Source organism: Salinisphaera sp. LB1, assembly GCF_003177035.1.
Classification (GTDB): Bacteria; Pseudomonadota; Gammaproteobacteria; order Nevskiales; family Salinisphaeraceae; genus Salinisphaera.
This window is the reverse complement of sequence record NZ_CP029488.1, coordinates 3,488,839-3,515,551: the sequence shown is the minus strand read 5'-3', so window position 1 is coordinate 3,515,551 and position 26,713 is coordinate 3,488,839. Positions and strand designations below refer to the sequence as shown.

The window sequence follows — 26,713 nt, the reverse complement described above, 5'->3', positions numbered from 1 at the left end:
CATCGACGAGACTGAATATTCAGTCGCGGCCCGCAACATGTGATCGCATTTGCGAACCATCCCACCGACCACGAGAGAACGTTATGTTTGCACGAACCATCGCGACCGGCCGCCGTGTCGCCATCATTTGCGGCGCCAGTCTGGTGCTTGCCACGGCCGCCCAGGCGGCCGGGCTGACCAGCGCCGATACCAATCACGACGGCAAGATCAGTCGGGCCGAGGCCAACGCCGCTCAGGACCGGGCCTTCAACAAGCTGGACACCAACGGCGACGGCCAGCTTGACGAGAAAGAGTTCGACGCCGGCCAGCCGGGCCTGCCGGCTGATGCCACCGCCCAGGACAAGAAACGCCGCCACCAGATCATCAGCAGCTGGTTCAAGCACATGGATGCTGACGGCAACGGCAAGATCTCGCGCAGCGAGTATCGCAAGGCGTTGACGCCTTATTTCGACAAACTGGATACCAACGGCGACGGCTACATCTCGAAAGAGGAACTCCAGCAAGCCTTCGGCAACCGGAAGCAGGGCGGCGACTCGAACTGATCCGCCGCCCCGGCTGCCGGATTCAGTTGATGGCGTCGAACCGGGCGCGCAGTGCGTCGGCCGCGTGGTCGAGTGCCTGTTGGGCGCGTTCGACGCCGCCGGCAAAGTTGGCAAAGCCGTGGATCAGCCCGGTTTCGCAGCGGCGGATCGTGTTCACGCCGGCGGTTTGCAGCGCGGCGCCGTAGGCTTCGCCCTCGTCGCGCAGCGGATCGAAGCCCGCCGTAATCACGATGGCCGGCGCGACGCCGCCCAGCTCGCCGTGCAATGGCGAGACCAGCGGGTCGCGCTTGTCACTATCGGCGGGTAGGTAATGCCCCTCGAACCAATCCATCGAGGATTTTTCCAGCAGGAACCCGCTGCCCAGCCGGGTCTTGGAGGGTTTGTCCTCGGCGAAGTCGACCGCCGGGTAGAGCAGCAGCTGAGCGGCCGGGGCGGCGGTGTCATGTCGGGTTTGCTGTGCCACCACGGCCGCCAGGTTGCCGCCGGCGCTATCACCCGCCACCGCGATCCGGTGCGCATCAATGCCCAGATCGTCGGCGCGCGCCGCAATATCGCGGAAGGCCGCAATGGCATCGCGCGCGGCGGCCGGCGCCGCATGTTCGGGCGCGCGCCGATAGTCGATCGCGATCAGTGTCGCCCGGGCCCGGTCGGCCAGGGCGCGGCAGAGGCCGTCGTGCGAGTCGAGGTCGCCCAGCACGAAGCCACCGCCGTGGTAGAACACGATGGCAGCTCGATCGGCGCTTTCGGGGCGATAACAACGCGCCGCGAGCGGGCCATTGTCACCGGCGACGACCCATTCATGTACCCCGAGCGGGTTGTGCGCCCGCGGCGCCAAGATGCTCGATTGCGCCCGCATCCGGCGCCGCTCGGTTGCCACGTCCGCGCCGCCGAGTTTGGCGCCGCGCAGGCGCATGACCTTCAACAACAACTGACACTGCACATCAAGCGTATGGCCGTCGCGCACGATCGGTTTGCCGGCCATGAGCCGGAGCAGGGCGGCCGGTAGGCCGAGCATACCGCGCGCCGCACCGGCTTCGAAGGACTTGCTCAGGGGGGCCATGCGGGACTCCTGTTCGTCACTCAAACCAGAGCGCCACTCTACGGCCTGCGGCCATTTGAGGCGATGCCCGGCCTTCGGGGGCGGGCGACCGGGCCGCAATCTTGTGGGGCGACTCCAGCCGTTGTGGGCCCGTCAGCGCCGGAAGCCGCAGTCCTGGGTGAACCAGACGATATCCAGATCGGCCAGCGGCTTGCGCAGTTTGTCGAGTTCGGCCGCCGGCCCGTGCATTTCCATTCGGGTGACGGTCGCGATCTGCTGGGCGCGGGCGAACAGTTCGCCGACGTTGTCCAGATGGGCAAGAAAGGCATCACCGTCGGCATAGCCTTCACGGCATAGTGCCTGGTGGTTGTGGTAGCAGAACCCGTAGTAGAGACAACCAGGCTCATTGCCGGTGGCGGCGACGAATTCGTCCACCAGGGCGCGAAATTCATCCATCCGTTCGGGCGGGATTTCGAAATAAGGTGAGAAGGAGACGCCGGTATCGCGCAGTGCAGCCATGATAGGCCCCGTGGGTGATCGAATATCCACTGTATAACCGGCCGGGCGTCGCTGCCATGGAGCCGGGTCAATCGGCGCGGCTGTCGTCCCATCCGTAACGGGCCAGATCAATGCGCCCGTCGACGAAGATTACGCCTTCCTCGATCAGTCGTCGGCGCTGGGTCAAGGCCGCGGTGCTGTCCGCGGGCAGGGAAATGCGGCCCTGGGCGTTGATGACCCGATGCCAGGGCAAACCCGGCGGACAACGGTGCAGGGCATAGCCGATCTGGCGCGCCGCGCGCGGACGGCCGACCCGGCGCGCGATCTGGCCATAAGTGGCGACGCGGCCGGGCGGAATCCGGCGTACGACCGCGAAGATGCGTCCATGAGACAAGGGCGAAGGCATGGCAGGATGATGCCAGAAGACGACATCCGTGGGCTGAAGGGGCCCTTTTGCGTTATGAAGTATCTCACCTTGCCCTGTGGCGAGACGGTGCCGGCCCTGGGCCAGGGCACCTGGTATCTCGGAGATGATCCGAACACGCGCCGGTCTGAAATCGAAGCGCTGCACACCGGTCTCGACCGCGGTCTGTCGCTGATCGACACCGCGGAAATGTACGGCGACGGACGTGCCGAGCGGCTGGTGGGCGAGGCGCTGGTCGGCCGGCGCGACGAAGTGTTCCTGGTGAGCAAGGTACTGCCGTCGAACGCGGGTTTCGATGCCGCCATCGCGGCCTGTGAAGCCAGTCTGAAACGCCTGGGTACCGACCGTCTCGACCTGTACCTGCTGCACTGGCCGGGCGCAACCCCGTACGCCGAGACGGTTCGCGCCTTCGAGCGGTTGCAGGCCGACGGCAAGATTCGCCATTACGGTGTCAGCAACCTCGATCTCGACGCCACCCAGGCCTTTAGTCATGCCGGCGGTCACGAAATGCAGGTCAACCAGCTGCTGTTCAATCTCAATCGACGCGGCATCGAGTGGGCGCTGTTGCCCTGGTTGCAAAAAGCCGGAATCGTGACCATGGCGTATTCCCCGTTCGATGGCGGTGCCCTGATGGACCACCCGGCGCTGCAACATTTTGCCCGGTCGCGGGAAATGACCGTGGGCCAGGTCGCGCTCGCGTGGCTGCTGCATCAGAGCGAGGTCATGCCGATTCCGAAGTCGGCGCATGCCGCGCGCGTCGCGGAGAATGCGGCGGCTGTCGATATCGCCCTGAGCGCGGACGATCTCGCTGAGCTGGATGGTCTGTTTCCGCCGCCGGCCGGACCGTCGCCGCTGCAGATTTATTGAATGCCAATGCCAGCGCGCAGGGCGGTCGCAGTCATTCTGCGGTCGCGCCCTGGCGCGCTCATGTGGCCGTGAAGGCGCGTTACAGGCCCTAGATTTCCACGCGTAGCCCGAATTCGATCACGCGATCGGGAGGCACACGGTAGTAGGAGGTCGGCTGAATGGCGTTGCGCGACATGAAAGCGAACAGTTTTTCGCGCCAGAGCATCATGCCGGGCACTTCGTCGCTGGGAATGATGGTCGCGCGCCCGATGTAGTAGGTCGCCTTGTCGGTATCGAAATCCAGGCCGAAGCGTTCGCATAGCCGGACGGCGACCGGCACGTTTGGATTCTGCATGAAACCGTAGCGCGCGAACACGCGGTAGACACCTTCGCCGAGATCGTCGATCTCGAGCCGGTCGGCCGCGGGGATGCGCGGCACGTCCTCGGTTCGCACGGTGAGCAGCAGCACATGCTCGTGCAATACCTGGTTATGCTCCAGGTGATGCAGCAGCATCGGCGGCGTGCCGGCATCGCTGCCGGTCAGAAATATCGCCGTGCCCTTGACTCGCACAGTGTCGTCGGTCGCGAGATCCCGGATGAATTCGTCGAGCGGGACCGGTTCGTCCTCTACCAGGCGTTCGCGCAGCAGTTCGCGCCCGCGGCGCCAGGTCGACATCAGGGTATAGACCAGCACCGCAGTGGCCACCGGGAACCAGCCGCCATGCGGGATCTTGAGGATATTCGCACCGAAGAACGGCAGATCGACGGCGAGGAAGCCCAGGGTGAGCGGCAGGGCGATCCACAGCGGCCATTTCCAGCGCTCGCGCATGATGAAGAATGCCAGACCGGTGGTGATGGTCATCGCGAACGAGATGCCCACGCCGTAGGCCCAGGCCAGATTGGTCGAGGTGCGGAAGCCGAGCACGAGCCCGATGGTCGCGAGCATGAGCAGCCAGTTCAGCGTCGGCACGTAGATCTGGCCGTATTCCTCGGATGAGGTCTGGAACAGCCGCATCGGCGGCAGCTGACCGAGCTGCACCGCTTGACGTGTGAGCGAGAAAGCGCCCGAGATCACGGCCTGCGAGGCGATCACCGTCGCGGCTGTGGCGAGCACCACCAGCGGATACAGCGCCCAGTCCGGTGCCAGTTCGTAGAAGGGTTGGTTCGCCGAGGCGCCGTGCGCGTGGATCAGCATCGCGCCCTGGCCGTAGTAGTTCAGCAGCAGCGCCGGCAGGACCAGGCCGAACCAGGCGATCTGGATCGGGCGGCGCCCGAAATGGCCCATGTCGGCATACATGGCTTCACCGCCGGTCACCACCAGGAATACCGCGCCGAGTACCACGAAACCGGTGCCGTGATTGCGAACGAAGAAGGCCAGCGCATGCAGCGGATCGATCGCCGCCAGCACGCTCGGTTCGTGCACGATGCCGTACACGCCCAGCGTGCCCAGGGTGAGGAACCAGAGGATCATCACCGGACCGAAGAACCGGCCGACGGTTTCCGTGCCGCGGCTCTGGATCGAAAACAGCGCGATCAGGATCACGATCGTGATCGGAATCACGTACGGCTTGAAGATCGAGGTGGCGACGTTCAGGCCCTCGACGGCGCTCGATACCGAGATGGCCGGCGTGAGCATGAAACTGCCATAGAGCAGGGCGCTGCCGAACACGCCGAGCTTGAGCAGAACAGCCGAGTGCCGTCCGGCGTTGCGACGCCAGGGGTTGAGCAGGGCAACCAGGGCGAGCATGCCGCCTTCGCCGTTATTGTTTGCCCGGGTGACGAACATCATGTACTTGGTCGACACCACCAGAATGAGCGCCCAGAAGATCAGCGACAGAATGCCGATGACGTTGGCGTTGGTCGGCGCCAGGTGGCTCGAACCCTTGAAGCATTCCCGCAGCGCGTACAGCGGGCTGGTACCGATATCGCCATAGGATACGCCGAGCGCGCCGAGCGACAGCGTCAGCAGACGTCCCGGGCCGATCGGGGTCTCTTTCTTCTCGCCGCTGTCGGCCTGTTCCTCGGGCGAATGCGCCTGAGCGATCTGCTCCTGTTCACTTTTCCCGGATGCGTTTTCGCCGTTGTTTTCGTCCGCGGACGCATGCTCGGCGTCGTTGTCGGTTTTTTCGTCCGGATCAGATCGATCATTCGTCATGCGGCGGCATCCTTGAAGCGAATCGGGCGGCATCCCGGCCGCCCGTCAAGACCGTGGTTATTGCCCACGATACTATCGGATGGACCGTGGCGATGAACGTCGTACGAATACGCGACAGGCCGTCGCGTCGGCGGCTGAAGGTGCACGTCCGTGCCGGCGAGTGGCTGATCAATGAAAATCGCGTGATCGTGTGTCGAGCGCGCCGAGCCGTGCGGTGTCGTCGACGATTTCGTGTGCCAGACAATGTCGCACCGCGCCGGCACGCTGCATCACGCCGGTCACCCGGAGCAAACGGGCGGATAGCACCGCGACGCGGTATTGCGCCAGTACGTCGCGGCGGATGATCACGTTCACGTAACCGCTTTCGTCCTCGAGGGTGACGAAGGTCACGCCCCTGGCGCTGCCGGGGCGCTGGCGCATGGTCACGATACCGGCCACATGGGCGCATGCCTGGTGTGTCAGGCGATTGAAGGTCGCGGCCGTGATCGCGCCCGTACGCGCCAGGCCGGGGCGCAGCAACGCCATGGGATGACGGCGCAGCGTCAGCCCGGTGCTGTGATAATCGGCCACGATGTCCGCGGCTTCGCTCGGCTCGGAGAGTCCAATCCCGGGCTCGGGGGCGTCGATACCCGCGAACAGGTCGTCGTGCACTCGCGCGGCCGCGATCTGCCACTGTGCCCGATGCCGATGGCCGGCCAGGCCCGTCAGCGCGTCGGCACGCGCGAGGGCATCGCGGGCGCGCCGATCCAGCCGGGCGCGTGTCACCAGATCCCCCACATTGTCGAAGGCCTGCCGGGTGCGCGCCGCCACGATTCGGTCCGCGGCGTCGGGGGCCAGTCCCTTGATCATCCGCAGGCCGAGACGCAGCGCTGGACGGTCGTGGCAACCCGCGGCTTCGCCCGGCGCGCCTTCCAGCGTGCAATGGCCCTGTGAATAGCGGATATCGGCAGCCCGGACCGCCACTCCGTGCCTGCGGGCATCGCGCACGATCTGGGACGGTGCATAGAAACCCATCGGCTGGCTGTTGAGCAGTGCCGCTGCGAACGCGGCCGGATAATGACACTTCAGATAGGCCGAAACATAAACCAGCAGAGCGAAGCTCACCGCATGCGATTCGGGGAAGCCATAACTGCCGAACCCCTTGATTTGTTCAAAGATTCGGTCGGCGAATTCTTCCGCATACCCATTCCTGCGCATGCCGGACTTGAGCCGGTCGCGCCAGGGCTCCAGGCCGCCTTCCCGTTTCCAGGCCGCCATCGACTTGCGCAGGCCGTTGGCTTCGTCACCACTGAAATCGGCAGCGACCATGGCGATTTTCATGACCTGCTCCTGAAAGATCGGCACGCCCAGGGTGCGTTCGAGCACGCCGCGCAAGGCTTCGCTGGGGTAGGTGATGTGGCCCGGATGCTCGCGCGCCTTGAGATAGGGATGCACCATGCCGCCCTGGATCGGGCCGGGCCGCACGATGGCGACCTCCACCACCAGATCGAAGAAACAGCTGGGCTTCAAGCGCGGCAGCATCGTCATCTGCGCGCGTGATTCGATCTGGAAGACGCCGATGGTATCGGCGCGCTGAATCATCCGGTACGTGTCGGGATCGCCGCCGGGGAGGCTGGACATCGAGCCGAGATGGCCGGTGTAGCCGGCAATCAGATCGAAGCAGCGCCGGATACAGGTCAACATGCCGAGCGCCAGGACATCGATCTTCATCAGACCGACGGTTTCCAGATCGTCCTTGTCCCACTGGATGATCGTGCGATCGACCATGGCCGCATTCTCGACCGGCACCAGTTCTTCCAATGGGCATTGGCTGAGCACGAAGCCGCCCACGTGTTGTGACAGGTGGCGCGGAAAGCCGATCAGCGTGTCGACCAGCACCAGGATCTGGTGTAGCAAGCGCGCGTCGATGCGTACGCCGCGCGCTGCCAGTTGTTCATCCAGCGTGCCGTCATCGGCCCGGCGTGACAGTTCGCCGGCCAGCGTGTCGATCTGGTCGGCGGACAAACCCATGGCGCGCGCTACATCGCGCATGGCACTGCGCGGCCGATAACGGATCACGGTGGCGGCCAGGGCGGCCCGCGATCGTCCGTACTTGCCGTAGATGTACTGTATGATTTCCTCGCGGCGTTCGTGCTCGAAGTCCACATCGATATCCGGCGGCTCGTTGCGGTCGCGCGAAATGAAACGCTCGAACAGGAGTTCGTGCCGGGTCGGGTCGACTTCCGTGATGCCCAGGCAGAAGCAGACCACCGAGTTGGCCGCCGACCCGCGTCCCTGGCACAGAATCCCGCGTCGCCGTGCTTCGACCACGATGTCGCGGACGGTCAGGAAATAGTGCGGGTAATCCATGAACTCGATGATTTCGAGTTCCTCATCGATCTTTTTTTTGACCGCATCGGAAACCCCATCGGGCCAGCGACTTGCGGCCCCTTCCTCCACCAGAACTTTCAAGAAGCTACTTGAAGTATGGGCAGCCGGAACGAGTTCGCCCGGGTAGTCATAACGAATCGTGCGCAGATCGAAACGGCAATCGTCGGCGATGCGGCGGGTCTCGGCCAGGGCGTCGGGCGGATACAACGCAGCCAGCGTGCGACGCGGTCGCAGATAACGTTCGCCGTTGGCCGCCAGGGCATGACCGGCTCCGGCGACACGTGTGCCCAGGCGCAGCGCCGTCAAGACGTCTTGCAGGGCCCGGCGCGAACGGCTGTGCATATGCACATCGCCGACCGCCACGATCGGCAGCCCGTATTGCAAACGCAGGCGATTCAGGCGTTCCACGTGGAGGAGATCATGCGGGCCGCGGTGCCGGGCCAGGGCGATCCGGGCAGTGTGCGGGTAATGCACGCTCAGCCAGGCCAGAAGTTCGTGCAGGGCCGGGCCGGGTGGCCGGCCGTGGTCCGGCAGCGCGAGTAACCAGCAGGCATCGAGTTCGAGCCTATCCAGGTCGGCGCGTGTCAGGCGGTAGCAGCCCTTGTCGGCATTTCGGCGGGCGCGCGTGATCAGGCGGCAAAGCTGGGTGTAGCCACGGTGGTTTCGCACCAGGGCCACCAGCGTCGGGCCTTCAGCCAGCGCCAGGCGGCTGCCGAGGATGAGGCGAAGCCCTACGCGCTCGGATGCGAGGAGGGCCCGCACGGCGCCCGCGAGGCTGCATTCATCGGTGATGGCCAGAGCGCTGTAACCAAGATATGCCGCACGCTCGAATAGTTCTTCGGGATGGGAGGCGCCGCGATGAAATGAAAAATTGCTGACACAACAAAGCTCTGCGTAATTCATTTCAAGTGCGTTAAAGTGATTTTCTCATGTTCTGTCGCCGGCCTCAGCCAAACAGTCCATGCAGGAAATAGCCGGCCGTGGTGTCGCTTGCATTCAGATCGCGAAACACCCAGAGCAGGCGGCCCCGGGGGTCGAAGGCACGGTAGTAGTCGCGCCGCTGCCCTGTATCCCACCAACCGCTTTCAATGCGTTCCGGGCCACTGATCCAGTGCATGGCCTCAAGTGCTTCGGCGCCGATGCGTTCGGGCGGATCGAGCAACCACAGCGGGCGTGGCAGAGCATCGCCATCGTCATCGAGCACAGTTCGGGACGGTTCGCTGTCGCGTTCGATCGAGGCCTGCTCGGGCCGATGATCGGCAGGTGCATCCAGCCAGCGAACCGCCTGCGGACCGAGACGGGCGCGCAGACGATCAAGTACCCCCGGCCAGGTCGCGCCGACACGCGGTTCGCTTTGATGCCAGAACGCATTTTGTCGGTGTTCGGCGGGACGAAGTCGGTCGCTGACCAGGCCGATTTCGATTACGGGCGCCGCCAGCGTGACGCGCTCGAGGCGTTCGCAGGCCACCCGTTCCAGGTGCCGGGCGTCGTGGGTGGGGGCGGATAACCGTAGCGTGACCCGGGTCGTGGGCCGGCGTTCGTGAAAAAGACTGAGGCGCAGTGTCTGTAGCGCACAGTCCGTGCCACGCAGGAAGATCGAAAGCTCTGCGAATATGCGCCGTAGAGTGAAGATGAGGCCCGCGGTGCTTTCAACCGCGCCGATGAGCTCGTGATGGGTGCGGTAGCGTTGCGGCCGTTCGTAGAGACGCAGCCCATGAGGCCGACGTCCTCGCAGTTGCTCCAGATAAAGCAGTGGCGTCTTGCCGAAACGCCGGACCAGGGTGGACGGCGGCAAGGCCAGAAGTTCGCCGGCCTGCCGAAAGCCGCTGGCCGCGAGCGTGTCATGTGTGGCGGCGTCGAGATCCAGGCAGGCAACAGGCAGGGTGGCCAACGCGGCCGCATCGGGGCTGCCGCGGCGCACCCGGCTGAAGGCGAGGGCGGCCTGCGGCGTATCGCCCAGGCCGGCGCGACAAGCGTAATGCATCCATTTCAGGTCGTCGCGAATGGCGGCGAGCAGGGGGCGTCGGCCTCCGAACAGGCGGAGACTGGCGCCGATCTCGATAATCAGTCGGGCGCATTCGATATCCTGGTCCTGGATCGCCCAGTGAATCTGGCTGCTGTAGCGCCAGGCCCAGCCGGCCAGCCGGGTCATGGCGGCCGTTTCGGCGGCTTGGCTACGCTCATGGAGCGCCGCCTCGGGCAGACGCATGCGCGCATCGGCCAGGGCCATGCCCCGCCTCACGCCATGCGATCGGGCCGTTCGACTGGCCGCAACCACCCGCTGACGCGGGCCGATGGTTTCAACGACAAGTATGGGGCGCTCCTGCGCGATACCTCGGCAATCCAACGCCCAATTCGGAAACCGCAACGCCAGCCACATGGGTTATCGGGTGTACGAGCGGCCTGGCGCGTTTGCGTTCATTGTGGTCCCCGGGCCTGCGGAGCCGGGGCCAGCCGTGCGCGGTGTGCCGGTGCCGGTCATCGGCGCGCTCTCGCGATTGGCCGCTTCGGTGGGTACGACCGTGCCTTGTACCGGGGCCCATCCGCGGTCGCGTGCAGCCTTCAGGCCGTCAGCGGTTCCGCCGGCGGGGCCCCGGCATTTCAGTACTTCGATTTTCTGTCGTCCGTTTCGACTCTGGATTGCCAGCCTCAAGGCGGCCGGCGAGCGGTGCCGGGCACAGGCCAGATCGCGATAGACGAAAACGGGGCCGCCGGCTTTTTCGCTGGCCAGCTGCAGGCGACGCAATGCCGGCGTATCCAGATTATCGTCCCAGAGCACGAAGGCCACGAAACCGCCGGCCGCCGCCAGCTGCTCGATGCTCCAGACTCTCTCGGCGGTGTCGCGGCAGCGAATGACCGGAACGCGTGCGCGATCAATGCCGGCGCCGTCCAGTGCGGGAGCATTCAGCCGATGCGGCGGTTCGACGAAGACCAGCCGGCTATCGGGCCAGGCTTCCAGCCGGGGTTTGAGCGCCGCGAGAAGCAGGCTGAGTTCGCCCCGGCCGGCGGATTCCACCAGAAATTCCGTGACCGCGGCCAGAGGATAGCCCCCGCCGGGCAGCAGCGCATCGAGCCAGGGCCAGCCGCTCGACCAGGTCAGGGGTGCCGCGGCGCGGCTGGCACGGTGCACACCGAATCGTTGCCAGCGCGCCTCCAGCGCGGCCGCCGGACTGTTGTTACTCGGGTTGGGTTCACGTGTTTGCATGACTGTATTTATATACAGTTTTAAAGGCATTGACTAGGGTCTGTTGCAACGTCAATTCGTGTCTGGGATTTCGAGTGGTTTTCGTGCCCGGGCACGGCGCGGGGATGAGCCGCATCAGGCGATACAGCGAATGGGACAACGCGGCACTGAATTACCCCTCCGGGGGGGATAAGTCAGGGCATCTTGTCCGCCAATGCACGCGAATGAGCGCAAATAAGACGGAAGATCAGGGCGCCAGCAGGCGATGCGTTGGCGTGAACGGGTATTGCATGCCGGGGTTGCCAGCCTTCAAATTGGGAGCCATCCGGGCTTGATCGTCGCCCGCGGCATGACGGCGGTCCCGGCGCTTTGTCGGCACGACTTCGGGGCGCAGCGCGGCGGCGCGGCGGGTCAAACGACCGCAGGCCCTATGGCTCGACCTTCATGCTTTCGATGAACTGCTCGAAAGGCATGGGCCGCGCGATATAGTAACCCTGCACATAATTGATGCCGATCCGTTCCAGCGCATCGAGTTGTTCCTTGGTCTCGACCTGTTCGGCCACCGTGCGCAGGCCGACGGCCTGGCTGACCTTGCTGAGTGCTTCGATGATGGAATGTTCGACCGGGTCTTCGGTGAGGTGGCGAACCAGCTTGCCGTCGATCTTCACGAAGTCCGAGGGCAGGTGCTTGAGATAACTGAACGAACTCACGCCGCTGCCGAAATCGTCGAGCGCGAACCGGCAGCCGATCGCGCGCAGGGAGCGCATCAGATCGGCGGCACGCTGCAGATTGGTCACGGCCGCGGTCTCGGTGATCTCGAAGACCAGCCGTTTCGGGTCGACGCCTGAGCGGTCGATGCATTCGCGCACGAAGCCGACGAATTGTTCGTCGGTGATCGATTGGCCGGAAATGTTGATGCTGTAATAGCCGATGCGGGGGCAGTCCGCGTCGTACCGGGCGATCAGCTGCAGGGCGTGGTTGATCACCCAGCGATCGATACGCGATGCCATGCTGTAGCGTTCCGCCGTCAGCAACACGTTCTGCGGGGAGATCATCGCGCCAGGGTCGCCCTTCATTCGCAGCAGCAGTTCGCTGCCCATGCGCCAATCTTCGGTTCGGGGTATCAACGGCGCAATGGGCTGGGCGTGCAGAACGAAGCCATGCTCGTCGAGCGCTTCGTTGATCTGTTGCATGCGCTCGATCTCGTAGTCGCGCATGCGGGCTTCATCACTGTTGCGATGATAGACGCGAACCTGATTCCGCCCCTGTTCCTTGGCCAGATAACAGGCGGTGTCGGCACGCCGCAGCAATTCGGCGGCGCTGATCGAGTCTTCCCCGATGACGCTTAGGCCGAGGCTTGCGCCGAGACGGAACGCCTTGCCCTCCCATTCAAAGCGAAACCCCTCGAGCCATTGCCGCAGGCGTTCGGCCACCGCCTGCGCGGTTTCCAGGTCGGTTTCCTCGAAGATGATGCCGAACTCGTCCCCGCCGAGCCGGGCCAGGGTGTCGTGGGGTCTGAGCTGGGTGATCATCTGCGACGACAGCTGGCGCAGCATCGCATCGCCGGCATGGTGACCACAGCTGTCGTTGATCAGCTTGAACTGGTCCAGGTCGAGATAGCATAGCGTATGCCAGACCTTGTTCACTCGGGTCGCTTCCAGCACCTGTCGAAGCTGGCGTTCGAAAGCACGCCGATTGAGCAGTCCGGTCAGCGAATCGTGGTTGGCTTGATAGGTCAGCTCACGGGAGACGCGCTCGAGCCGCGTCACGTCATGCAGCACCACCACCGCACCGATGATCCGGCTTTTTTCGTCGCGGATCGCGGAGACGGTAACCGTCACCGAGCGATAGTCGTTCGGATCCCGGGTAGGCAGCTGATCGCCCACCAGGGCCAGGGCGTTGGCCCACTCGCGCGAGATGCCGGTCTCGAGACAGTCCGTAACCAGCCCGTCGATGAATTCTTTCTTGTCCGGGTCGAACAAGCGGCAGACGTTTTCGAAGGCGCGCCCCTGAACCTGCTTCATCTTTCGCGCCAGCATGTGCTGACCGCGCGGATTGACGTAGTCGATCGTGCCGCTGGCATCCGTGGTGATTACCCCGTCGCCGATGGCCGCCAGCGTGACCTGGGCCCGCTCTTTTTCCTGGTTGAGCTGGCGCTGGGTCTCGATCAGGCGCGTGCCGTCGCGGCAGATGCCCTCGCTGCCCACGATCTGGCCTTCGGCGTCGTCGATGCGGCGTGCCGAAATCAGCAACCATGCAATGCTGCCATCGCTGCGAAACACGCGTGTGGGATAGCGCACGATATTGGCGCTTTGCGTGAGTATCGGCAGATCGGTATCCGGGTCCGCCAGCAGCTGTGCCAGGGAATAACCACGCAACTCCTGCGGTGTGTAGCCGAGCATGTCCGAAACCGAGTCGGTGACCCAGGTCAGCCGGCCGTCCCGGTCGGCGTGATACAACACGTCGGTGACGTTGCGAAGCAGTCGCTGGACCCGCTGATGCCGCACGAGCAGCTTGTCGCGATAATCATGGAGCCGCGCGATCAGGGTCTCGATGGCGCCGGTCAGGCGCGGGGCTCGGCTGGCCAGGGCCTGATCGAACTGGGGCAGGTCGTCCGCGCTGACATCGACTTGCTCGATCCATTCGGCCAGTACCGCTGCGCCGCTGACCCGGTCGCGCCGATCCTGGCGCCAGATGATACACAGGAGAACGATTGCCAGTGCGCAACCGAACGCCGCAATGAGCAGGGTGATCATGTCGCGACGGGGGGCGCTGAGACAGGCGACGCCGAGCGCCGCGAATTGACTGATCAGAAGCAGACCGAGGCAGCCGTAGAGTATGCGTCGAGCGGCAGACATGATCGCGCACGCCCTAGAGAGGGCCGCGACCTACTGGCTGGACGTCGCCTGAACAGGGCGTACGACCACGCTGTCTTGTGAGTCGGGACATTTAGTGAACGCAACGAGATCTATGCCGAGCCAGTATACTGAAGGAATCGCATTATTGCGTATCGGTCTCGATATCCGGACTTTGCGGGGGCGTAGGGTGACATGACGGACTCGTCTCAGAGTGAAGATGCTCGTGTCAACGGTCACGCGGCGCAACCTCGCGACCGGCGACACCGAAATCTTCGGGAGGCGCTGCTTTTCTACTGGCAAGTCATTCTGCGGCGGGTATGGACGCGTCTGGTCGTCTCGCTACAGCAGAGTGCCACTTACGCCCGCGCCAGCATGACTACCTTCGCCATCGTAGAGATCATCGGCCAACCGCTGTACTACTACATCTGGCAGAACGTGTATCCGCAACCTTTTGAAAGTGTCTGGCTGCGTTCGATATGCGTTCTATTCTCGATTCCCATGCTGTTCGAACGTCAACTGTCGAGACATCGCAACATGGAGCAGTGGTTGGCGATCTACTGGTTGTTCATCCTGCTGTTCCAGTTGCCTTTCTTCTTCGTTCTGATGACGTTGCTCAATCACCTGTCATCCGTATGGGCGCTGTCGACGATGGCGGCGTTGATGCTTTTGGTGATCCTTGTGTTCGACTGGTTGATGACGCTCATCCTGTCGATCTCCGGCGCGCTGCTGGCCTGGGCTGTGTTTGTCGCTCTCGGCGGGGGGTTCGAAGTCCAGGGCGATATCCCGCTCCCGGTACTGGTGTCCATCTATCTCTTCGGACTCGTTGCGGGTAGCGCCTTCAATTACAAATCCGAACTCGTGGCACAGGAGAAACTCGCCGCCATCACCGATGCCGTCGGTACCATGGCCCATGAGTTGCGTACGCCGCTGCTCGGCATACGCAGTGGCGCGCGCGGGTTGAATACCTATCTTCCGATTCTCATCGAAGGCTACGAACTGGCTCGCCAACATTCGTTGCCGGTACGACCGATCCGGCAAGCTCATTTTCAGCAGATCCAATCGGTTCTCAACCGTATTCATACGGAAAGTGAGTACACCAGCGCCGTACTGGACATGCTGCTGGTCAATTCCAGCCGTGCCGCGATTGATCGTTCGACCTTCGAATCGGTGTCCATCGCGGATTGCGTAACCACCGCACTCGATCGTTATCCATTTCATTCGGCACGTGAACGGGACTGGATCGAACGAGCGGGCGGGCCCGACTTCCTGTTCCATGGTTCCAAGCTCTTGATGGTTCATGTGCTGTTCAACCTGCTCAAGAACGCCCTGTATCATCTGGCGAGCAATAACGGGGGGCGCATTGTGATCTGGACGTCCCGATCCGCTTCCGGCATACATCAGCTGCATTTCCAGGATACCGGGCCGGGTATACGCCCGGAGGCGTTGCCGCGGATCTTCGAGCGTTTCTACTCAGGCATGCCTCGTGGCCAGGGGACCGGGATCGGCCTCGCTTTCGTGCGTCTTGTCATCGATAGCTTCGGCGGATATATCCGCTGCGACTCGGTACTGGGCGAATACACTGAATTCATCATGAGCTTTCCGGAGATTGCCGACGATGGCTACGATTGAACTGGCGCCGTATTTCCACCCGACGCAGATTGTTCTGGTCGATGACGATATCGATTTTCTCGGCAATCTGAGCCTGCAGCTCGATGCTGATCTGGCCTATCTGCTATTCGATTCAACCCACAAGGCGCTGGGTTACCTCAACGGACGTCAGCCGAATGGCACCGCGCGCGACCGTTTTTTCAAGGCGGTGCCAAACGGCCACGGCGACAGCGGCAAGAACCATCGTGAGTCGCTCGCGCTCGATATCAGCGCCCTGCACCGCGAGATGCAGGCGTCCGACCGCTTTGCGCAGATTTCGGTGGCGTTGGTCGATTACGCCATGCCACAGATGAACGGGCTCGAGTTCTGCCGCCAGATCAAGGATCCACACGTCAAGAAAATATTGTTCACGGGGGTGGCCACGGAATCGGTGGCGGTCGACGCCTTCAATCACGGCATCATCGATCAGTACATCCGCAAGCATGAGCATGCGGTTTACGACACGCTCAACCAAGCGATCCGTCAATTCCAACAGGAATATATCCGCGATGTATTCACCGCCGCGGCGGATGTGTTTCCCGTCGATCTGCCCGGTCTACTCAAGGAGCCCGCGGTGGCGCGCCTGATCGAGCGGCTGCGCGCCGACCAGGGGCTGGTGGAGTATTACCTGGCCGTCGAGCCCACGGGGTTCGTGTTCGCCGACGCCGCCGGCCAGGTCAAACGGGTGGTCATCCAGAGCCGCGACGAAAGAGCGCACGAAGCACAGCGCGCGCGCGCGGCCGGTGCTCCGGCAGCGATCGTCGACGGCCTGGAAGCGGGCACGCTCATGCTCGATCCCAATAGTTCCGTCTATCATGAACTGGACTGGTCGGCCCATACAGCGCCCGGGGCCGAACTCGGTGATGCGGCCGGCGATTTACGCTGGAGCCTGTTCGACATGTCCTGTACCGGGGGCGGTATACAAGCCCGGCCCAGTTACAACGAATTCCTGGAGTGGCTGGACACGGTCGGTTACTCATTGATGTAACCGGGCTCATCCCGGTTCGCCGGGGCGCAGCACTCCAAGCACGCGTCCTGGTTGGCGTGTGCCTCCTATCGCGCGCGTCGTGCGCAAACCTCGCAGGCTGGCGGGGCCCGGGCGCGCGCTGCGGACGGACGTTAATCGAATGCATTGAGCGCGGCGCACTCGATTACCGCCCGGGTATGACCGGCGTGCGCTGCGCGCAGCGGCCTCTTCCCACTCGCGCTCCAATTGCCGCGCGAAGACCTCTCCGCGCTCGCCACCCATCGGCCTACGCATTGATTTGTATGACGATTGCGGAGCCGCGCCCGGTATTGCAACAAGCTCCATGCAAGTGCTGTAACAACGGCCGATGATGCGGTTGAGATTGGAGGCAATGCGCTGAATCGAGGCCCTTGGGCGCCGATATTGGGTAAGCTGAATCGTGGCTACAGCAGTTAATTTGAAAACCGGGCGATTTTTATAAAAAATTAGAGTGCACCGGTAGCTGCAATGCACCTTTTGAAACAGCTGCGTCAAAATCTATTGTTCTTATTCCCACTCTCATCGTCGAATCAACGAGGCCTCGCATGAATCAGCTCTCCTCCATCAATCACCAAGCTCGCAATACGCGCACCGCTGCCGAGCCGGATTTTCTTTCAGCCCACGTCGATCACTACTATCGCGAGCGCGTCGAAAAGACCTGGCAGGGTGGACACATCATGCACGGGCGTTCCCCTGACGAGAATGCCGTGATGCTGGTGAGCAACGATTATCTCGACTTGGCGAATCACCCGGACATCCGACAGGCTCAGATCGACACGCTCGACGCCACCGACAACACCATGGTTATGTCCGCCGTGTATCTGCATGGCGACAGTCCGCAGGACGACTTCGAAAACCGCATGGCGAGCTGGATGGCCATGGAGTCCACGCTACTCTGTCAGTCTGGCTATGCCGCGAATGTCGGGCTGATTCAGTCCATCGGCGTGAAGGGCACTCCCGTCTATATCGACATGATGGCTCATGCCTCGCTTTGGCAGGGTATTCAGGCTGCCGGTCTGGAAGCCAAGCCCTTTCGGCACAACAGTACCGAACATCTGGCGGCGATGATCAAGCGCAACGGCCCGGGCATAGTGGTCATCGACTCGGTGTACAGCACCAATGGCAGCGTCGCGCCGGTACGCAAAATCGTGGACGTCGCCTCGAAAGCCGGTTGCGTGATCATCGTGGATGAGTCGCATTCGCTGGGCACGCATGGCTGGCAGGGCAGCGGCATGGTCGCTGGGCTGGGTTTGCAGGACAAGGTCCATTTCGTTACCGCCAGTCTGGCCAAGGCGTTTGCAGGCCGCGCCGGCTTGATCGCCTGCAGCGACCGGCTGCGTCAGTTCATCAAGTACAACGCCTTCCCGGCGATCTTCAGTTCGGCCTTGCTGCCGCCCGACATTGCGGCCTTGAGCAAGACCCTCGACCTGATAAAGGCGGCGGATGAGCAGCGCCAGCGGCTTTTTGCGAATACCGAGTATCTGAGGCGCAACCTGGACGCGCTGGGCTATAACGTTGAAATCAGCAAGGCCCAGATCATTGCGCTCGAAGCGGGGCGCGAACAGCAGACGATGGTGCTCCGTGACGCGCTTGAATCCCGCGGCGTGTTTGGATCGGTCTTCTGCGCGCCGGCCACTGCGACCAAGCGGTCATTGATTCGACTGTCGATCAACGCGGGCATCACGCGCGACCAGCTCGACCATGTGATCCAGGTCTGTCGCGACATCCGCGAAGAAGTTGATCTGGCAAACTGGCCATCCACCCGTCGCGCGCAGCGCAACAACACCGTCGACAGTCTGGCGGCCTGATGTTCGACAGGAAATGACATGACCGACCCCGAGTGGCCGTCGATCTTCGATGGCCACAACGATATGTTGCTGCAGCTCGCTGAGCTGCCGGCGCACGAGGCGATACGCCAATTCCTCGACGGACGGGGGGACGGGCACCTGGACTGGCCACGAATGCGCCGGGGGCGATTCGGGGGTGGCCTGTTCGCGGTTTTCGTGCCGCCGGCCAACGATCGATCGCCGCTGGTGCCAACCGGAACGGGATACGACAAGGCGCTTGCGCCGGCAATGGGCGCGGCCGAGGCGATGCCGCGCGTCATGACCATGATCTCGCGCCTGCTGCGAATCGAGGCCGCGTCCGAGGGTCGTTTTCGCATCTGCCGAAGCGTTGCGGACATTCGGGCGGCCGAGTCGGTCGGTGCGGTGGCGGCCGTGCTGCACTTCGAGGGGGCGGAAGCCATCGATACCGACTTCGAGGCGCTGGATGTCTTTCATGCGGCCGGCCTTCGCTCCCTGGGCCTAGTCTGGAGCCGGTCGAGTGCATTCGGCGAAGGGGTGCCGTTTCGTTTCCCGTCCGGGCCCGATACCGGCCCGGGGCTGACAGAAGCCGGCTTTGCCCTGGTGGCGGCCTGCAACCGGCGTCGTATCGCAATCGATCTGTCGCACCTGAACGAGCAGGGGTTCTGGGACGTGGCCCGCACCAGCGACGCGCCGCTGATCGCCAGCCATTCGAACGCGCATGCGATCTGTCCCCATGCGCGCAATCTGACCGATGATCAGTTACGCGCGATCGCGCGTAGCAACGGCATCGTGGGCCTGAATTTCGCCAATTACTTTCTGCGTCCGGATGGCGGGTTGGGCGCGGACACGTCGATCGAGGTGATGCTCGATCATCTGGATCACATGCTGTCGATCATGGGACCCGATCACGTGGGGCTCGGTTCCGATTTCGATGGCGTTCGCGCGATGCCTGCCCCGATCCGGGATGTCGCCTCGCTACCGGCGCTGCCGCAAGCGATGCAGGCCCGTGGCTATGACGCCGCCACCATAGCGGCCATCAGCCGCGACAACTGGTTGCGCGTACTTGAAGCGACCTGGGGCGGGTAACACGATCGGCGTGGCCTGTCTGGTGTGAACGAAAGGGCGGCAGCGGGCCTACATGCTGCGGTCGACGAGTGCGTCGGTCTGCTTCAGCGGCTGGGGACGGCCGAGAAGAAAGCCCTGGGTGTATTCGCAGCGCATGTCGGTGACCAGCTGGAGCTGGGCCGGTGTTTCCACGCCTTCGGCCACCGTGGGCAGGTTCTGGCCATGGGCGAGATCGACGATACTCTGCATGAGTCGATATCGCTGTGCGGCGCGATCGATCTGTTGCACCACGCTCTTGTCGATCTTGACTGACGAAATCGGCAGTTCGGTCAGATAGGCAATCGAAGAATAACCGCTGCCGAAGTCGTCGATCGCGATGTGAATACCGGTCTGGCGCAGGCGCCGCATGGTCTGCGCCGTGGCCTCGAAGTCGGGTATGAGACTGCGCTCGGTCAGTTCCAGGATCAGGCGATTGCCCGCCACGCCGTGGTCCCCGAGTATCGACGACACCAGGTCGGGGAAATCCTCGCGGTAGAACTCGCTGCCGGGAATATTGATGGCGATGTGCGGCGGCTCGGAATGCCTGGTCTGCCACCGAGCCAGCTGCCGGCAGGCGGTATCGATGGCTTTGACGACCAGGGCGCGCTTGAGCCGTTCCTGTTGATCGATCAGCGGTATGAATTCCTCCGGACCGATGGCGCCCAGCTGGGGATCGTACCAGCGCGCGAGCAATTCAAAGCCGACCAGGGTCCGGCCGAAATTACCGAAAATCGGCTGCCAGCAGAAGTGCAGCGCATCGTTGACCACGGCGCGCATGAACCGCTCTTGTAACAGGGATTGGCGCTGGGAGCGCTCCGCCATCAGCGGGGTGAACAGGGCGGTCGTGTCGCCCGGGCGGCGTCGGGCGTGCGCAAGGCGCGCGTTGTTGATCAGTTCCTGGGCCGAACTTGCGTGATCCGGGAACAGGCTCACGCCGGCCGTGGTATTGAACACGAAGGTTATATCGTTGATGTCTGCCGTTTGAATCGCCTGCGCGCGCAGCGCATCGCAGCGCCGGCGGATATCATCGACACGGTCCGCAAGATCGAGCACGCCGAGGAGGGCCATCTCGGATAATCGGGCGATGTAGATCAGGTCGGTGTTCTTGTCCTGCAGGTCCTCCAGCCAACGGTTAATGAAGCGCTGCGTCTGCCCGGCATCGTAAACGAGTTTGAATTCCGGCAGGTTGTCGAGCCGCAGATGCAGGATCGCGAGGCGGTGATTGACCTTCGCCGCAATCGCGAGCAGGCGATCGACATGCGCGTGGATCAGGTCGTGATGGCCGACGACGCCGGTCGGGTCGGGTCGGCCCGGTTCGCCGATCGAATGGCCGGCACCACGCGGCCAATCGGGCCGGCGCATCAACTCCGCCTCGACCAGAGCACCCAGTTCGATGAGGATATCCTGGGCTCGGTCGTCGAAGGTACGCGGCTTGTAGTCGATGATACACAGGGCGCCGACCGCCTGACCTGTGGGGCCCCGTATGGCGCGACCGGCGTAGAAGCGAATGTGTGGGTAGCCGGTCACCAGTGAGTTGTCTCGAAACGCCGGGTCCGCAGCTGTGTCCTCGACCCGGAACACGAGCGCGTGATTCAGCGTATGACGGCAGAACGGGTTGCCGCGGGCGGTTTCGCACAACTCAAGACCGAGGCGCGCCTTGAACCATTGGCGGTCGTGATCGATGAAGGAGATCAGCGCCGTCGGTACGTCGAAGATTTTCGCCGCGAGCCGCGTCACCCGGTCGAAGCGCTCTTCCGGACCGGTATCGAGTATATCCAGAACCGCCAGTTCGGCGAGTCGAAGTTTCTCGTCAGCGATGGAGTCGCTGGAGAGGGCCGCCTTCGGATTCTGGGGGTCGGTCATGTTGGGCTCGTGTCAGAACAGCCGATCGGCGAGGCTCGACTGTCGCGATATTCGCCACTATGTCGGCATCCGCACTTGATCTGTCAAATACTGTCTGATACAGCCCTTGTCCCGCTGTGATCGCAGCGGTCCGAAGGCAGCGGTACGGCATTAAAAAAGCCCCGCCGAAGCGGGGCTCTCCCAGTACCGAACCGGATGCCGGATCAGGCAGCTTGGGCCAACTGCCGCAGCACGTAGTGCAGGATGCCGCCGTTCTGGTAGTAATCCCACTCCTTGGGCGTATCGATGCGCACGCGGACGTCGAATGCCACTGTCTCGCCGGATTCCTTGGTCGCGGTGATGTGCACCGACCTGGCGCCGGAGGTCAACCCGTCAATGTCGAAGGTTTCCGTGCCATCCAGGCCCAGCGATTCATGCGAATCGCCTTCGTTGAACTGAAGGGGCAGTACGCCCATGCCCACCAGGTTCGAACGATGGATGCGTTCGAAGGACTCGGCGATCACGGCTTTCACGCCCAGCAGCAGGGTGCCCTTGGCGGCCCAGTCGCGCGACGAGCCCGTGCCGTATTCCTTGCCGGCCAGAATCACCAGCGGCGTGCCTTCGTCCTTGTACTGCATGGCCGCGTCGTAGATGTACATCTCGCGACCTTCCGGCTGGTGGCGCGTCCAGCCGCCCTCGGTGCCGGGCGCGAGCTGGTTGCGCAGACGGACGTTGGCGAAGGTGCCCCGCATCATGACTTCGTGGTTGCCGCGGCGCGAGCCATAGCTGTTGAAGTCCGACGGCGAGACGCCCTGTTCCTGCAGGTACTGGCCCGCCGGGCTGTCCTTCGTGATCGCACCGGCCGGCGAGATATGGTCGGTCGTGATCGAGTCGCCCAGCTTGGCCAGGCAGCGCGCGCCCTTGATCGTCGGAATGTCGTCGACATCGACGGTCATGCCTTCGAAGTAGGGCGGGTTCTGCACGTAGGTGGAATCGGCGTCCCAGGCGTAGATCTCGCCCTCCGGCACATCCAGGTTCTGCCAACGCGCGTCCCCGGCAAACACGTCGCCGTAGCTGTGCTTGAACATCTCGGAGTTCAGCGAGGTGCCGATGGTGTCGTAGATTTCCTTCTGCGACGGCCAGAGATCGGCCAGATAGATGTCGTTGCCTTCGGCGTCCTGGCCGAGCGGGTCATGGGTCAGATCGGTGTCGATCGTGCCGGCCAGGGCATAGGCCACGACCAGCGGCGGGCTCGCCAGGAAGTTCATGCGTACATCGCCGTGCACGCGGCCCTCGAAGTTGCGGTTGCCGGACAACACCGACGCCACATTGAGATTGTGTTCGCGCACGGCGTGGCCGATCGGCTCCGGCAGCGGCCCGGAGTTGCCGATGCAGGTGGTGCAGCCGTAGCCGACCAGCTGGAACCCGAGCTGATCGAGATCGTCGTTCAGGCCGGCCTTTTCCAGATATTCCGTCACCACCTTGGAGCCGGGCGCCAGCGAGGTCTTCACCCAGGGCTTGACCTGCATGCCCTTGGCCACCGCATTACGGGCGACAAGGCCGGCGGCCAGCATCACGGCCGGGTTCGAGGTGTTGGTGCAGGAGGTGATGGCCGCGATCACCACCGCGCCATCGTGCAGCTCGAAATCCTGATCCTTGTAGTTGACCAGGGCGGTGCCACCGACGCTCTGGCTCGGGATGCCGCCTTCGCTTTCTTCCTTGGCCTCGGCCATCGATTTGTCGGCCTTTTCCTCGCGCGCTTCGATGAACGGCTGGACTTCGCGCCGGTAGGTGGCCTGCATGTCGGACAACAACACGCGGTCCTGCGGGCGCTTCGGCCCGGCGAGCGACGGCTGCACGGTCGACAGGTCGAGTTCCAGCGCGTCGGTGTAGTTCGCGTCCGGCTCGCCGGCTTCACGCCACAGGCCCTGGGCCTTGGCGTACTCACGGGTCAGCTCGATCTGATCGGCGTCGCGGCCGGTCAGTTCCATGTAGCGGATGGTTTCCTCGTCGACCGGGAAGATACCGCAGGTCGCACCGTATTCCGGTGCCATGTTGGCGATGGTCGCGCGGTCGGCCAGGGCCAGATCGGCCAGGCCGTCACCGTAGAATTCCACGAACTTGCCGACCACGCCCTTGGCACGCAGCATCTCGGTGACCGTGAGCACGAGATCGGTGGCGGTGGTGCCCTCGGCCAGCTTGCCGGTGAGCTTGAAGCCGATGACCTGCGGAATGAGCATGGTAATCGGCTGACCCAGCATGGCCGCTTCGGCTTCGATGCCGCCCACGCCCCAGCCGAGCACGCCCACGCCGTTGATCATCGTGGTGTGGGAGTCCGTGCCGACCAGCGTATCGGGATAGGCCAGGCCCGTGTCTTCATTGCCGAAGACCACGCGCGCCAGATATTCCAGGTTGACCTGATGCACGATGCCGGTGTCCGGCGGCACGACCTTGAAATTGTTGAACGCACCCTGGCCCCAGCGCAGGAACGCGTAGCGCTCCTTGTTGCGGTTGAACTCAAGCTTGGCATTGAGATCGAAGGCCTTGTCCGAGCCGTACTCGTCGACCATCACCGAGTGGTCGATGACCAGTTCGGCCGGCGACTGCGGGTTGATCTTGGCGGGGCTGCCGCCGAGGCTCTTCATGGCGTCGCGCATGGCGGCCAGATCGACCACCGCCGGTACGCCGGTGAAATCCTGCAGCACCACGCGGGCCGGGGTGAAGGCGATCTCGGTCGCCGGCTCGGCGGTGGCTTCCCACTGCGCCAGCGCCTTGACATCGTCGGCGGTGACGTTGGCGCCGTCTTCGTGCCGCAGGAGGTTTTCCAGCAGGATCTTCTGAGCGTAGGGCAGTTTCGCCACGCTCGGGAACTGTTCTTCGAGCTTTTTCAGGCTGAAATAGTCGAAACGGCGTCCACCGACGGTGAACTGCGAACGGGTACCAAAACTATCGGTCATGGACCTCATCTCCTGGGCCTGTGGTCTTATGGCGTATGCGTCGCGCAAACGACGAGAAAACGGGCGAAGTATACCGTGTTCGCCCGGTGGCCTGCAGGATGGGACGGGTGGCGGCGCGACGATGCTGCGGGTCTGCCCGAAGACTCACTCAAGTGCGGCGAGCAGGGCCTTGCGGCGGAAGAACAGTGATATGAAACCGCCGCCGCACTGGCGCCACATCACGCCGCAGCGGATCGCGGCCAGCAGCTGCGTCCGGATACGTCGCTGGATGTATTCATTCTTCAGATACATCGGTTCGCCCTGCAGCATGATCTGCGGTTTCAACGGGCTGATCGTTTCCCGATAGGCGGCGTCGAGGATGTCGGCGACGGCGTCGAGTTCGGCCAGACGCGCACGATCGATCGCGCCGCGAATGCGCCCGAGCGCCTGCTCATCGTCAAGCACCTTGCCCGAAAGCTTCAGGATCTGACCGATGTAGCGCGCGACCGCCGCGCCCTTGGCGTCCGGTCGTTGCCCGGACAGTTGCACACGCAGGTAACGAATCCCGTCGGCCACGCCCGCGCGATCGCCATAGACATCGATCGCGCTATCGGGGTCGGTGCAGAAGATTGCCTGCGTCGCGCGCTCGAACCGGGCCGGCAGATCGCGCCCCTCGGTCGCCAGCTCGTGTGCATAGAGCGTGAACTGGGCCACGCCCGCCAGCGCCAGCACCTGGTTCTCGAGTGTCGCGTTGTGTTGGCTCATGCGGGAAGATCATTCCGTTGGGTTGTCGTGGCTGTGTCGCCGCCGGCTGTCTGAATCTCGGCGCTGCCCAGGCAGTGCGCGCCATCGTAGAACACCACATACTGCCCCGGCGCAATCGCGCGCGGCGGCCTTTCGAAGCGCACGTGCAGGCCGCCATCTGCGCGCGGCGTGGCCACGCAGTCGATGGCCGCCTGGCGGTAACGCACCTGCGCCGCACAGCGCAGCGGCCCGGCGGGCGGATCGATCAGCCAGTGTGGCGCGCCCGCGACCAGTTCGATCTGCTCCAGGGCGGGGTGGGCTGCATCCTGGCTCACCCATAGCGTGTCGCGGGCCAGATCCTTGGCCACGACATACCACGGCCCTTCATCGGCCCCGGCCACGCCGCCCAGCCCCAGACCGCGGCGCTGGCCGATGGTGTAGTAGATGAGGCCCGAATGCTCGGCGATCACGCGCCCGTCGAGCGGCCCGCCGGATACGCGCACCGGCCCGGCCCGGCCGGACAGATATTCGCGCAGAAATCCTTCGAAATCCCGCTCGCCGATGAAGCACACGCCGGTGCTGTCGGGTTTGTCGTGGACCGGCAGGCCCGCGCGCTTGGCGATCGCGCGCACGTCGGTCTTGTCGATCTCGCCCAGCGGAAACAGGGTTCGCGCCAGGGCCTCGATCGGCACCGCGGACAGAAAATAGGACTGGTCCTTGCTTGCGTCCAGCCCACGCAACAGCCGCGGGTATTGGCCGCCATGGTCGATACGCGCGTAATGCCCGGTGGCGATCATGTCGGCGCCGAGGCGATCCGCATGATGCATGAAGGCATCGAACTTGATCTCGCGGTTGCAGAGTACGTCCGGGTTGGGCGTGCGTCCGGCCGCATAGCTATCGAGAAAATACCGGAATACCCGCGACTTGTACTCGCGCGAGAAATCGGCCCGATGCAGCGGGATATCCAGGGCGTCGCAGACCGCCGCAGCGTCTTCGAAGTCGTCCGCGGCCTGGCAGCGGCCGGCTTCATCCTCGCTCCAGTTGAACATGAACAGGCCCTCGACCCGATACCCCGCCGCGACCAGCCGGAGTGCGGTTACCGACGAATCCACACCGCCGGACAGCCCGACAATGACGCGAGTATCGGCGGGGTTGTGTTGCATGGTGTTCATGAGCGGCTCGTCATGTGCCGGACCCGATCGAGCGGCATGAGATCGCGCGACTCGAAGTCGTCGATGGACTGCAGCACGAGGGCGCTGCGCAGATCCGAGCGGGCGGCTAGCGCGTCACGCGTCAACCAGTGTGTCGCGATGATGCCGTCGTCCAGCGGTTGCCCGGCAGCATGATCGTCGACGTCGCCGGCGAGTGCGACCCGAAGCGTGGTGCGGCCATCGGCGTGCGGCCAGTAGTACATGCCGATGAAACCGCGTGGGTGAAAGCGCCAGGCGCTTTCTTCGCGCGTTTCCCGGATTGCGGCATCGAGAATGGTCTCGCCCGGCTCGACATGGCCGGCCGGCTGATTGATCACACGCCGCCCGTGCGCGAGCTCCTCGATCATGAGGTAGCGCGAGTCGTGTTTCACGATAGCGGCAACGGTAAGTTCGGCATGGACCATGACGGCGGCCTCGGCCGGCGAAATCGAAGCATCCGATTCTAGCAAAGCCGATTTTTGCGTGGCCAAGCGAGCCGACCCCGGGTATGATGCCGCCA

19 protein-coding genes are annotated in these 26,713 nt (G+C 63.7%); 6 read left to right on the top strand and 13 right to left on the bottom strand.

The window, feature by feature from the left end; genetic code table 11:
* Positions 1-83 precede the first annotated feature (83 nt).
* Positions 84-542 (top strand): EF-hand domain-containing protein, encoded by a 459-nt coding sequence (locus tag SALB1_RS15715; protein ID WP_109994697.1) that lies wholly within the window; start codon positions 84-86, stop codon positions 540-542.
* Positions 543-564: 22 nt separating this feature from the next.
* On the opposite strand, the gene SALB1_RS15710 is transcribed toward SALB1_RS15715, so the two are convergent.
* The 3 genes from SALB1_RS15710 to SALB1_RS15700 all read right to left on the bottom strand — a co-directional run bounded on the left by SALB1_RS15710 (position 565) and on the right by SALB1_RS15700 (position 2,485).
* Entirely contained in the window at positions 565-1,602 is a 1,038-nt protein-coding gene (locus SALB1_RS15710) for an alpha/beta hydrolase (protein WP_109994696.1), read from the bottom strand.
* Positions 1,603-1,734: 132 nt separating this feature from the next.
* On the bottom strand, positions 1,735-2,100 hold the full coding sequence (locus SALB1_RS15705; protein ID WP_109994695.1) for a putative quinol monooxygenase: 366 nt from the start codon (positions 2,098-2,100) through the stop codon (positions 1,735-1,737).
* A 67-nt stretch (positions 2,101-2,167) separates the two neighbouring features.
* Positions 2,168-2,485, bottom strand: coding sequence for an MGMT family protein (locus tag SALB1_RS15700; protein WP_109994694.1), 318 nt, complete (start codon positions 2,483-2,485; stop codon positions 2,168-2,170).
* 54 nt (positions 2,486-2,539) lie between these two features.
* Between SALB1_RS15700 and SALB1_RS15695 the strand changes: the two genes are divergently transcribed.
* A complete protein-coding gene (locus SALB1_RS15695) occupies positions 2,540-3,370 on the top strand; it encodes an aldo/keto reductase (RefSeq protein WP_109994693.1) in 831 nt (276 codons plus the stop codon).
* A gap of 88 nt (positions 3,371-3,458) precedes the next feature.
* Here SALB1_RS15695 and SALB1_RS15690 read toward each other — a convergent pair whose 3' ends face one another.
* From SALB1_RS15690 to SALB1_RS15670, 5 genes are all read right to left on the bottom strand, one after another.
* Positions 3,459-5,504, bottom strand: a complete 2,046-nt coding sequence (locus SALB1_RS15690; protein ID WP_109994692.1) for a potassium transporter Kup — start codon at positions 5,502-5,504, stop codon at positions 3,459-3,461.
* A 168-nt stretch (positions 5,505-5,672) separates the two neighbouring features.
* The gene (locus SALB1_RS15685; RefSeq protein ID WP_109994691.1) at positions 5,673-8,777 is read right to left on the bottom strand and encodes an error-prone DNA polymerase; all 3,105 of its coding nucleotides are present in this window, start codon (positions 8,775-8,777) and stop codon (positions 5,673-5,675) included.
* Positions 8,778-8,820: 43 nt separating this feature from the next.
* Positions 8,821-10,254, bottom strand: coding sequence for a DNA polymerase Y family protein (locus SALB1_RS15680; RefSeq protein ID WP_109994690.1), 1,434 nt, complete (start codon positions 10,252-10,254; stop codon positions 8,821-8,823).
* Positions 10,255-10,257: 3 nt separating this feature from the next.
* Positions 10,258-11,079: a translesion DNA synthesis-associated protein ImuA gene (gene imuA / locus SALB1_RS15675; protein ID WP_158590780.1), complete on the bottom strand. Its 822-nt coding sequence runs from the start codon at positions 11,077-11,079 to the stop codon at positions 10,258-10,260.
* A gap of 407 nt (positions 11,080-11,486) precedes the next feature.
* On the bottom strand, positions 11,487-13,916 hold the full coding sequence (locus tag SALB1_RS15670) for an EAL domain-containing protein (RefSeq protein ID WP_109994688.1): 2,430 nt from the start codon (positions 13,914-13,916) through the stop codon (positions 11,487-11,489).
* A gap of 372 nt (positions 13,917-14,288) precedes the next feature.
* Here SALB1_RS15670 and SALB1_RS15665 point away from each other — a divergent pair, with 372 nt between their 5' ends.
* The 4 genes from SALB1_RS15665 (at position 14,289) to SALB1_RS15650 (ending at position 19,463) form a co-directional block, all read left to right on the top strand.
* Positions 14,289-15,545, top strand: coding sequence for a HAMP domain-containing sensor histidine kinase (locus SALB1_RS15665; protein ID WP_158590779.1), 1,257 nt, complete (start codon positions 14,289-14,291; stop codon positions 15,543-15,545).
* Positions 15,532-16,551 carry a response regulator gene (locus tag SALB1_RS15660; RefSeq protein WP_109994686.1) on the top strand — a complete coding sequence of 340 codons (1,020 nt, stop codon included), beginning with the start codon at positions 15,532-15,534 and terminating at the stop codon, positions 16,549-16,551. Before SALB1_RS15665 ends, SALB1_RS15660 begins: the two co-directional genes overlap by 14 nt.
* Before the next feature lie 563 nt (positions 16,552-17,114).
* Positions 17,115-18,377, top strand: a complete 1,263-nt coding sequence (gene cqsA, locus SALB1_RS15655) for an alpha-hydroxyketone-type quorum-sensing autoinducer synthase (RefSeq protein ID WP_109994685.1) — start codon at positions 17,115-17,117, stop codon at positions 18,375-18,377.
* 18 nt (positions 18,378-18,395) lie between these two features.
* Positions 18,396-19,463 carry a dipeptidase gene (locus tag SALB1_RS15650; protein ID WP_109994684.1) on the top strand — a complete coding sequence of 356 codons (1,068 nt, stop codon included), beginning with the start codon at positions 18,396-18,398 and terminating at the stop codon, positions 19,461-19,463.
* A 48-nt stretch (positions 19,464-19,511) separates the two neighbouring features.
* On the opposite strand, the gene SALB1_RS15645 is transcribed toward SALB1_RS15650, so the two are convergent.
* The 5 genes from SALB1_RS15645 to SALB1_RS15625 form a co-directional block, all read right to left on the bottom strand.
* On the bottom strand, positions 19,512-21,344 hold the full coding sequence (locus SALB1_RS15645) for a sensor domain-containing phosphodiesterase (RefSeq protein WP_109994683.1): 1,833 nt from the start codon (positions 21,342-21,344) through the stop codon (positions 19,512-19,514).
* A 203-nt stretch (positions 21,345-21,547) separates the two neighbouring features.
* Positions 21,548-24,280 (bottom strand): aconitate hydratase AcnA, encoded by a 2,733-nt coding sequence (gene acnA / locus SALB1_RS15640; protein ID WP_109994682.1) that lies wholly within the window; start codon positions 24,278-24,280, stop codon positions 21,548-21,550.
* A 144-nt stretch (positions 24,281-24,424) separates the two neighbouring features.
* On the bottom strand, positions 24,425-25,024 hold the full coding sequence (locus tag SALB1_RS15635; protein WP_109994681.1) for a lysogenization protein HflD: 600 nt from the start codon (positions 25,022-25,024) through the stop codon (positions 24,425-24,427).
* Positions 25,021-26,175 (bottom strand): tRNA 2-thiouridine(34) synthase MnmA, encoded by a 1,155-nt coding sequence (mnmA, locus tag SALB1_RS15630; RefSeq protein ID WP_179950675.1) that lies wholly within the window; start codon positions 26,173-26,175, stop codon positions 25,021-25,023. Before mnmA ends, SALB1_RS15635 begins: the two co-directional genes overlap by 4 nt.
* On the bottom strand, positions 26,172-26,618 hold the full coding sequence (locus SALB1_RS15625) for an NUDIX hydrolase (protein WP_109995496.1): 447 nt from the start codon (positions 26,616-26,618) through the stop codon (positions 26,172-26,174). Before SALB1_RS15625 ends, mnmA begins: the two co-directional genes overlap by 4 nt.
* Between the last annotated feature and the right edge of the window lie 95 nt (positions 26,619-26,713).